Source organism: Nostoc sp. CHAB 5715, assembly GCF_020829685.1.
GTDB lineage: Bacteria > Cyanobacteriota > Cyanobacteriia > Cyanobacteriales > Nostocaceae > Nostoc.
Genome location: NZ_JAIVFR010000339.1, coordinates 1 through 6,938, shown reverse-complemented (window position 1 = coordinate 6,938; position 6,938 = coordinate 1). Strand labels below are relative to the sequence as shown.

Sequence of the window (6,938 nt, the reverse complement as noted above, 5' to 3'; positions counted from 1 at the left end):
AACTAATTTCGATCCATCAGAAGAGTCAGAACGCGATCGCGTCATCACTGAATTGATGAAATACCTGGATTCTCAAGGACAATCTGACTGTATGAACTACCTCAGCTTGAAACTTCAAGACCTCTCAGCCCCAGAAATTGACCAAATTCTTGGTTTAACCAGCCGTCAGCGCGATTATCTCCAACAACGCTTTAAATATCACGTAGAAAAGTTTGCCAAACAACACCATTGGCAATTGGTACATCAATGGTTAGGTGCGGGTTTAGAGCAAAAATTGGGTTTATCTTCCCAGCAGTGGGAAATCTTTGTGAATCAACTCACAGAACAGCAACAGCAAATTTTAGAATTAAAAACTGCACGGGAAAATGACGTTGCGATCGCTAAAGCCATTAAATGCACTCCCAAACAATTACAAAAACGCTGGACTCAACTTTTAGAACTAGCATGGTCTATCCGCAACGGTAATACTGAAGCACAAACGGGCTAAAGCCAAAGCAAAATAACTGAATTCATCTAATCTCAATCTTAGTTACTACATATAATTTTACAAATATAGTAGTTTTAGGATGTAATAAGAAGGTGAGGTAACTTTTGGTTCACTGCTCCCCACTAAGAATATTTTCGACTTCCTGTAAAGCGCGATCGCATCCACATTCCCACAATTCCCTTTTAGTTACAAATATTACTCATGAATTTATTCAGTATTTTCTCACGAATGATTTAGGATTGCTATAGCCTTTTCCTTGTCCAAATTATTAATACATTTGTATTTATCTAGTACAAAATTACCAAATTATCCTTCTATTTATCTTGTTTGGGTATAGCCAAAATCAAAAATTCATATTAAGCAACTGACCCTTTTTTACTGCTTTTGTGAAATCCTATAATAAGCAGGATTTTTGGTAGAGGGATTGAGGATGGCTCTAATTCAAGGCGGAAGGGCAAATAAGTCTGGGAATATTTTAGAAGGAAATGTAGAAGCAATTTTGACTGGACATAATTATTTCCAAGTCGGGAACTATGTCTCAAAAGAATTTATACTAAATGCTGCTTTATTGCCAAAGCGTTATGGAAAAGAAATTTATATTGGAACTGGAATTTATCATACCGTTCTGAAGGTTGATTTTTATGTTGTTGGCTCACCTGCAATGCCATCTGGTTTAATTTTCGAGTGCAAATGGCAAGAAAGCCCCGGTTCGGTTGATGAAAAGTTTCCTTACTTGAACATGAACATCCAGAACTATTACCCTGCACCAACTATCGTAATTTTAGGCGGTGAAGGTATGCGAGAAGGCGCAAGCAAATGGCTAAAAGCAAGAGTTAATGATAACCATAATTTATTAGCAGTTTATAGTTTAGACAGATTCATTGCTTGGGCAAATAAAAATATTTAAAAGATGTAATTAATAGCTCATAAATCATCCCTCTATTTTTTATGTTTGAGTTAATTGTTCGTGGTGCTTGTATTGTGTGTAGTTGAAAACCAATTTCCCTATAAATGTCTGCAATTTCTTTACAATGAGAGTTTGATACCATAACTTTGACACCTCGGCTTGCTAGTGTTGCACAAATGTCTCTTAAAGTTTTTTGGTCATCCTCACTAAAACAGTGGGGATTGTAAGCTGTAAAATAGCTAGTTTTACTAATAGGATGGTATGGTGGATCAAAATAAACAAAATCATCACTGCTGTTTGCATAATCTAGTACTTCCTTAAAATTTGCTGTTTTCACCTCAGCCTTAGAAAGTGCTTGTGATGCTAAACCTAGTAAATCTATTTGACAAATCTTGGGATTTTCATATCTACCTAATGGTACATTGAATGTACCTTGTGAATTGACCCTATAAAGTCCATTAAAACAGGTTCTATTAAGATAAATTAAACGAGATGCTCTTTCAATATCGCTGTCGTATTTTTCGTCTCTTACCTTGTAGTAATACTGATTTTTTTCTTTGCTATTTTTACTTTTATAACCATTATTTTTATAATAATTAGCATATTCATTATGTTTTTTTTCATGTTCTTGTAGTAGTAAAATTACATCGTCTAGGTTTTTTTGAATACATTGATATGTATTAATTAATTCTTCATTAATATCAGTTAGGTATGACGATTTGATTGTCGAGTATCGATTTACTAAGTAGAAAAATAAAGCGCCACTGCCTAAGAACGGTTCATAGTAACGCTTAATTTTATCAATATTTTGGGGCAAATATTTAATATATTTGTGAATTAATTTACTTTTACCGCCAGCCCATTTCAGGAATGGACGATAATCACTTTTATCATGGACTTGAGTTAGCATTACTATTAATTTAATAAAATTGAAACCTACATGGTGTTAATGAGAAATTATATTTTATATTAGTATGGTGCGGCAAAAACAACACGTATTAGAATAAAGTCATGAAAAAAAGGTAAAATAGACCACCTGAATTATAATAAAGGAGTATAAAATCAGATGTTTGACGGATTTTGGGATAACGTCTTTCGCTACCCCCGGTACTTAATTACTATCGTCTTAGGACTGTTTATTAACACCTTTGCGCCGTTAGTGCCATTGTTGAAGCGCCCAGTCACCTTAATTGCTATCTTGGGTTTGTTTGTGAGCAGCCTAGTCTTCCTTACTCTCACCCTACGGGCAATGTTGGGCTTGAGTACAATCTAGACTAGCGCTATATTGGGGCTCTGCCCCACAGACGGTTTTTTTTAGCGTTGCTCTCGCTAACTACTGTCTACCCAACTTGCATCTATTTTTGTTGTACAACCTCTGTAATGAGGCGAAATTTTTATGGCTACAAATCGTCGGGTTTCCCGCGTTGCTGAATTGATCAAACGGGAAGTTAGCCAAATGCTGCTCAACGGCATCAAGGATGACCGTGTGGGTACTGGAATGGTAAGTGTTACTGATGTTGATGTTTCCGGCGATCTCCAACACGCCAAAATCTATGTCAGTATCTATGGTACAGATGAAGCTAAAGCAGAAACAATGGCAGGCTTAAAGTCGGCTACAGGTTACGTCCGCAGTGAACTTGGGGCGCGGGTACGGCTACGTCGTACACCAGAGGTGCTGTTTCTCGAAGATCGCTCCATAGAACGCGGTAATAAAGTACTGGCACTACTAAACCAACTTAACCATCAGCGTCCCCCAGAAAATCTGGTAACAGTAGAAGACAGCACCGATCAAAATGATGAATCATCTGATGAATGAGTAACTGAAATAACAATGTAACTTCAGAACAATTAATCTCAGCAAATCCGCCAAACAATTTACAGACGTGACGAAATCGCGTCTGTTTTAATATGACCATAATCTACTTCAGGGATCGGTAGTTGCATATATATGTTTTTTGCTTGCCTTGGCTTCTGTCGCTACTCTACTATTCCTCTTTCGCTCTACCCCCAATACCGTTCGGTTAAGGAATTTCTTGGTTGGGGTAGGTTCTTGAAGCAAGAGGAGAAAAGAGGCAGGGGGAGCAGAGGAGCAGAGGAGAAAGTTTTCCCCCTCATCCCCCTCATCCCCCTCATCCCCCTCATCTCCCCCTGCCCCCTTCAATTGGAAGTCCTTTACTCCACCCTTCTACAGATGTTTATCCAAAGACAACTGTGCAACATTAGCCGTTATGTTTTGCAACACTTTATACCCTAGTATATGACAAATATTCTTGTGTTGTTTACCCTTAAATAAATACCAGCAGTTCTAGATCCGGCTTTAAGGTGATTATTTAATATGTAAGCGATGCCTGCGGCGGGCTATGACGCTCGTGACGCTCGATGACTCGCTAACGCTGCGCTATCGCCTTTGGCGTCTCACGCCACTTGCTCCACTTGGGGAAACCCCAAGACCGCAGTGGCTCCCCTTCTCCCAAAGGGAGAGGCTAACGCCAAGGGAGAAGACTCGCTATCGGCGTCGTACCCTGAACCTCTGGACAACCGCCAAATCTTGCCTAAATACAGTAATGGCAAGACTTTCAGACTTGTTGCATAAAAACTATACAGCCGCCATAGCAGGTTAAGTTAACTACTCGGAATTTTTTTTGTAAAGCGGATTTTCGAGAAATGTCAGAATTCGTTGACTTTCTTAACATTTATTGAGATAATTTCAGGATATCTAGCGTCAAAATAAAAATAGTTCCGTATAGCAAACTACAAAATCCTAGCCACAAGTCTAATTTCTGTAATCTTTGTTCCTAATTTTTAACGGGAACACTATCGTAAGTGTTAATTTGTGAGTAAAAAACATGAGTGTGAATACGGTGCCTTCTATCAATTACTACTCTCTCGATCTGATTCAAGACGAAGCACGCCGACTGGTGCAAAAGGGAATGATTAGCCGACAACAGCCAATATATACTCTCTGCCAATACATTCCAGCGAGAGAGTGGGTTTGCGTTGAATGTGAATTAGAGAAATGTGACTTTTTGTTACGCGATCGCATTGGCGACCTAATTGGTCGTGAACAGTGGGACAACGACTAATCAATGTTTGATTTCAAATTTGGGATTGGGGGTTCATTTTCGATGTGTGGATATCACCATCAACGATTCGTCGTCCAATCTGGGGGATAATCTCTGGTTTTTGATGAGCATTGCCCCATATAGAATCTTGCGTTTTTCATTAACCTAGAAGCATTGGAGTCTGAATTTATACAACTTTTCAAGTTAAAGAAGGCATCAGAACCATTTCTTGTGTATATCTGGTGCTAGAGCTTGAGTCTAGTAGGTAGATTCTGTGAAGTTCCTACATTTATCTAATAGGTAAATGTAGGAACTTCACTTTTGACTCGCAATTCATTGCATCGCTTCCCTGAAGTAAGCGATAGGTCTGCTTGCTGTTCAAAGCCAAAATCCGTCTTGAAAAGTTTGCTCAGTCGGGCTAACCGTCACCAGTTGCGACAAAAGAGAGAAACTTTGCAAGCAACTGGCTCAATTTTCGCAAAATCCAAAATTTGTATGGTATTTTTTAAAATCTCAAAAGCACAGAAAAATCACATGAACTATTATTCTACTTGCTCTAAGTAATTATTGATGTCTTCAATTATACGCGTAAGTTCAGCTTCAGTAGTCAAGCGGATGTTGACGTTGCGGACAGTCAGCAAAACTTTGGCTGCGAAGGGTGTTGGCCAGATATTAGGATTACAGAAAATTTCTAAAAATACTTCACCCGTATAACGATATTCCAGGGGAGGCTGGGGAGTTACTTTACCACCGCCAGGAGTGGGTTTAGCGGCCACAGCTTTCAGGCGCTCCATCAATTGATCTGTTGCTGCTTTTAATTCTCGTGCTGCTTGGGGTGAAAAACTGAAGGAGACAGAACCTTCAATTAGGTTCAAGGTTAGAGGAATTGAAGACATATCTTTTTTATTAAAACTTCTTGATAAGTACTAATATTACCGGAAGAAGAGACGAAGCCGCCGAGATCGACGGCGGCGAAGCCCCCTTTTTCGAGGATGCGCCCCAGCCTTGGCGATCGCACCAGAAGCACGGTGTACACACAAGTCATTCAAAATTCTGTTAGGAAGAAAACTAGATATCACAAGGGTTTGAGAGTGTATATCTGTCGCATTCTTTTTTCAAATTGGTATCAGAAAGCAAACTGGGGTTTGAGTAAGTCAAATGGCATTTTGAGAAAGCAAAAGCTGATTTTACTTGCGGAAAACACCAAAATCAGAAAGCAAACTGGGGTTTGAGTAAGTCAAAGCTGATTTTACTTGCGGAAAACACCAAAATCAGAAAGCAAACTGGGGTTTGAGTAAGTCAAAGCTGATTTTACTTGCGGAAAACACCAAAATCAGAAGGCAAACTGGGGTTTGAGTAAGTCAAAGCTTATTTTGAGAAAGTAATTCCGGATTTTGCTTATTGAATTTAGTCAAAATATGAAGTTTATACCAATTCTATGCATCTTCATATAGATAGGACTTACGCAAAAATCGCCCAAAAGCTTAATTTATCGAACCGCCAAGACGCCAAGAACGCCAAGAATTCGTAGAGCGTGCGTAAGTCCTAATAGAATTGGTATAAGTTGACATGTCTGAGCATTGCTGTGCGTCCCTACAAACGTACAAATTAATTTGGGATAATTTATTTTTTGGAAGTCCCTTACCCAAAAACTCTCTCAAACTCTTATTTCTCTGTGTTCTCTGTGCCTCTGTGGTAGCCTGCGGCAAGCCGCTTCTCTACGAGACGCTGATGCGTTCGCGTCTACGTTTTCCCGGTATCCATCTGTAACTACTATTGGTATAAACATCAAAAGCCCAGTCTTCATGACCAGGCTTTTGAGCGTAAACAATGGGGCTATATTCCCCGAAGGTTAGTTATAGAGGTTCAGTATAATATCGATGCTCTGATAAGTGATACCACTTTGCTGTTATCGATTCCGGAAAATTCGCTAAAAATTTTTGAGTAGCGTTTTTGCCCCAAAATACAGCAAGCGACTGATATCATGTTCGACTTAATACTTAGTCAAAAGCGAACAAAGCGTACAATCCCAAACCGCAAGCGAATTGCTTCATTCCACTTCGTTGCATACCCTTCTCCTGACGGAGACGCTGCGCGAACGGGAACGCCAGGGGCGAACGCAATGACATATTATAAGTGATTTGCCGAAGTTGGTATGACAACCTCAACGTGTAGGATCTAAAAATATTAATTTTCCGGCTTTTGCTGATGAATAATGAATTTGGTAGCTGGCAAGAATGGCTGACAGTATTTACCTATCTAGGTTTGACGGTCTTTATTATCTGGCGCGTGTTTTCCACCGAGAAGAATTAAAAAAGCTGCATATCATTTCACAGACGGATTAATCGCGTCTCTACTCCTAACTCCTGTACAGACGCGATTAATCGCGTCTCTTTTCAGATCCCTTTAATGCGATCGCCGCCAATAATTCCCCAATACCTAATCTTAAAACACCCATGTTGATCATAGTCGTCTCTGAGGG

At 39.5% G+C, this 6,938-nt stretch carries 9 protein-coding genes and 1 pseudogene; 6 read left to right on the top strand and 4 right to left on the bottom strand.

Features of this window, described 5'->3' with window-relative positions:
* A pseudogene (locus LC574_RS19185) lies at positions 1-487 on the top strand (hypothetical protein); the annotation flags it as partial.
* Between the two features lie 430 nt (positions 488-917).
* Positions 918-1,394 (top strand): PD-(D/E)XK nuclease superfamily protein, encoded by a 477-nt coding sequence (locus LC574_RS19180; protein WP_229454976.1) that lies wholly within the window; start codon positions 918-920, stop codon positions 1,392-1,394.
* Here LC574_RS19180 and LC574_RS19175 read toward each other — a convergent pair.
* Positions 1,366-2,304 (bottom strand): DNA adenine methylase, encoded by a 939-nt coding sequence (locus LC574_RS19175; RefSeq protein ID WP_229454975.1) that lies wholly within the window; start codon positions 2,302-2,304, stop codon positions 1,366-1,368. The two genes, LC574_RS19180 and LC574_RS19175, sit on opposite strands and share 29 nt — an antisense overlap.
* Positions 2,305-2,460: 156 nt before the next feature.
* Here LC574_RS19175 and LC574_RS19170 point away from each other — a divergent pair, with 156 nt between their 5' ends.
* Together LC574_RS19170 and rbfA are read left to right on the top strand one after the other, a co-directional pair.
* Positions 2,461-2,667, top strand: a complete 207-nt coding sequence (locus LC574_RS19170) for a DUF751 family protein (protein ID WP_100901538.1) — start codon at positions 2,461-2,463, stop codon at positions 2,665-2,667.
* 123 nt (positions 2,668-2,790) lie between these two features.
* Positions 2,791-3,210 (top strand): 30S ribosome-binding factor RbfA, encoded by a 420-nt coding sequence (gene rbfA / locus LC574_RS19165; protein WP_229454974.1) that lies wholly within the window; start codon positions 2,791-2,793, stop codon positions 3,208-3,210.
* A gap of 108 nt (positions 3,211-3,318) precedes the next feature.
* On the opposite strand, the gene LC574_RS19160 is transcribed toward rbfA, so the two are convergent.
* A complete protein-coding gene (locus tag LC574_RS19160; RefSeq protein ID WP_229454973.1) occupies positions 3,319-3,555 on the bottom strand; it encodes a hypothetical protein in 237 nt (78 codons plus the stop codon).
* Between the two features lie 199 nt (positions 3,556-3,754).
* Here LC574_RS19160 and LC574_RS19155 point away from each other — a divergent pair, with 199 nt between their 5' ends.
* Positions 3,755-4,015, top strand: coding sequence for a hypothetical protein (locus LC574_RS19155; protein WP_229454972.1), 261 nt, complete (start codon positions 3,755-3,757; stop codon positions 4,013-4,015).
* 225 nt (positions 4,016-4,240) lie between these two features.
* On the top strand, positions 4,241-4,477 hold the full coding sequence (locus tag LC574_RS19150; protein ID WP_012407481.1) for a DUF4327 family protein: 237 nt from the start codon (positions 4,241-4,243) through the stop codon (positions 4,475-4,477).
* A 521-nt stretch (positions 4,478-4,998) separates the two neighbouring features.
* Here LC574_RS19150 and LC574_RS19145 read toward each other — a convergent pair.
* Positions 4,999-5,352 (bottom strand): hypothetical protein, encoded by a 354-nt coding sequence (locus LC574_RS19145; protein ID WP_229454971.1) that lies wholly within the window; start codon positions 5,350-5,352, stop codon positions 4,999-5,001.
* Positions 5,334-5,501 carry a hypothetical protein gene (locus tag LC574_RS19140; RefSeq protein ID WP_229454970.1) on the bottom strand — a complete coding sequence of 56 codons (168 nt, stop codon included), beginning with the start codon at positions 5,499-5,501 and terminating at the stop codon, positions 5,334-5,336. Before LC574_RS19140 ends, LC574_RS19145 begins: the two co-directional genes overlap by 19 nt.
* Between the last annotated feature and the right edge of the window lie 1,437 nt (positions 5,502-6,938).

Excerpts from the sequence above, each read along its gene's own strand:
- LC574_RS19180 (WP_229454976.1), top strand. The coding sequence starts at position 918 with ATGGCTCTAATTCAAGGCGGAAGGGCAAATAAGTCTGGGAATATTTTA.
- LC574_RS19175 (WP_229454975.1), bottom strand. The coding sequence starts at position 2,304 with ATGCTAACTCAAGTCCATGATAAAAGTGATTATCGTCCATTCCTGAAA.
- LC574_RS19170 (WP_100901538.1), top strand. The coding sequence starts at position 2,461 with ATGTTTGACGGATTTTGGGATAACGTCTTTCGCTACCCCCGGTACTTA.
- rbfA (WP_229454974.1), top strand. The coding sequence starts at position 2,791 with ATGGCTACAAATCGTCGGGTTTCCCGCGTTGCTGAATTGATCAAACGG.
- LC574_RS19155 (WP_229454972.1), top strand. The coding sequence starts at position 3,755 with ATGACGCTCGTGACGCTCGATGACTCGCTAACGCTGCGCTATCGCCTT.
- LC574_RS19150 (WP_012407481.1), top strand. The coding sequence starts at position 4,241 with ATGAGTGTGAATACGGTGCCTTCTATCAATTACTACTCTCTCGATCTG.
- LC574_RS19145 (WP_229454971.1), bottom strand. The coding sequence starts at position 5,352 with ATGTCTTCAATTCCTCTAACCTTGAACCTAATTGAAGGTTCTGTCTCC.
- LC574_RS19140 (WP_229454970.1), bottom strand. The coding sequence starts at position 5,501 with ATGACTTGTGTGTACACCGTGCTTCTGGTGCGATCGCCAAGGCTGGGG.